This is a genomic window from Actinophytocola sp., from assembly GCF_035942955.1.
Taxonomy (GTDB): Bacteria; Actinomycetota; Actinomycetes; order Mycobacteriales; family Pseudonocardiaceae; genus DASYTH01.
The window spans coordinates 1-1508 of record NZ_DASZCQ010000291.1 but is presented as its reverse complement, the minus strand read 5'-3'; the positions used below and the strand labels follow the sequence as shown (position 1 = coordinate 1508).

At 72.3% G+C, this 1508-nt stretch carries 2 protein-coding genes; one reads left to right on the top strand and one right to left on the bottom strand.

Translation table 11 applies throughout. The annotated features are described in order from the left end of the window. A partial coding sequence (locus tag VGX25_RS29415) for a hypothetical protein (protein ID WP_326921187.1) occupies positions 1-199 on the bottom strand: 199 nt, incomplete at its 3' end. Positions 200-457: 258 nt separating this feature from the next. Here VGX25_RS29415 and VGX25_RS29410 point away from each other — a divergent pair. Next, positions 458-1508: FAD-dependent monooxygenase (locus VGX25_RS29410; RefSeq protein WP_326921188.1), on the top strand; the 1051-nt coding region annotated here is incomplete at its 3' end.

Genomic DNA, 1508 nt, shown 5'->3' with positions numbered 1-1508 from the left:
CCGCGGCCACCACCCACCACGGAAGGCCGTCGACCGCCCCCAACTCGCGCCACGCGACCGCCAACTCCCGTGACGCCGCCGCCATCGTCCCGGCGGTGGCACCGTCACAGTCCCCTGTGGACTGATCGGCCCGAGCCCAGGCCCTGCCGTACTCGCGGTACGCCACTTCCCACCGTTGCCGCACGCCCTCCGGAACCATCACCCACCCCCGACGCCGCACGCTCGTGCCGACTCAGCACTGGTTCGGAGCTTGCGGCGCGGCGGCTTGGCCGGCACCGATCACGCGGTCGTCCACGTGTTCGTCCACACCGGACGCAAAAGGCAGGGAGACTCCCTGCCACTTTCAACGTATAACGCACCCGGGGGCTTGTGGCAAGACCCGGGTCGTGGCGCAGAATCTGCGGGAAATCAGGGGATTCGCGACGAAAGGAACGCACACTTGTCGAATCGGGGGTTCATGTTCGACGTGATCATTGCCGGTGGCGGACCGACCGGCCTGATGCTGGCCGGTGAGTTGCGGCTGCACGGCGTGCGGGTGCTGGTGCTGGAGAAGGAGGCGGAGCCGACCAGGCACGTCCGCGCGCTCGGTCTGCACGTGCGCAGCATCGAGGTGATGGACCAGCGCGGTCTGCTTGAGCGGTTCCTCGCGCACGGCCAGCAGTACCCGCTCGGGGGTTTCTTCGCCGGCATCACCAAGCCGGCCCCGGACCGGCTGGACACCGCGCATGGCTACGTCCTCGGCATCCCGCAGACCACCACCGACCGCCTGCTGGCCGAGCACGCCGCCGAGGTCGGCGCCGAGATCCGGCGCGGCAGGGAACTGGTCGGGCTCAGCCAGGACGACGACGGGGTGACCGCCGAGCTGGCCGACGGCACGCACCTGCGCGCGCGCTACCTGGTCGGCTGCGACGGCGGCCGCAGCACGGTGCGCAAGCTGCTCGGCGTCGCCTTCCCCGGCGAGCCCAGCCGGGTCGACACGCTGCTGGGCGAGATGGAGGTGGCCGTGCCGGCGGAGACGGTGGCCGCCGTGGTGGCCGAGGTCCGCAAGACCCAGCTGCGGTTCGGCCTCGGACCCCTCGGGGACGGGGTGTACCGCGTCGTCGTGCCGGCCGAGGGGGTGGCCGAGGACCGCGTGGTCCCGCCGACGCTGGAGGAGGTCAAACGGCAGCTGCGGGCGACCGCCGGCACCGACTTCGGCGTGCACTCCCCGCGCTGGCTGTCCCGCTTCGGCGACGCCACCCGGCTTGCCGAGCGCTACCGGGTCGGCCGCGTGCTGCTGGCCGGCGACGCGGCGCACGTCCACTCACCCTTCGGCGGCCAGGGCCTGAACCTGGGGATCGGCGACGCGGTCAACCTGGGCTGGAAACTGGCGGCGGTGGTGCGTGGCCGGGTGCCGGCCGGCCTGCTGGACACCTACACGACCGAACGACACCCGATCGGTGCGTGGGTGCTGAACTGGACCCGCGCCCAGATCGCGTTGATGCGCCCCGACCCGCACGCGCGGGCAC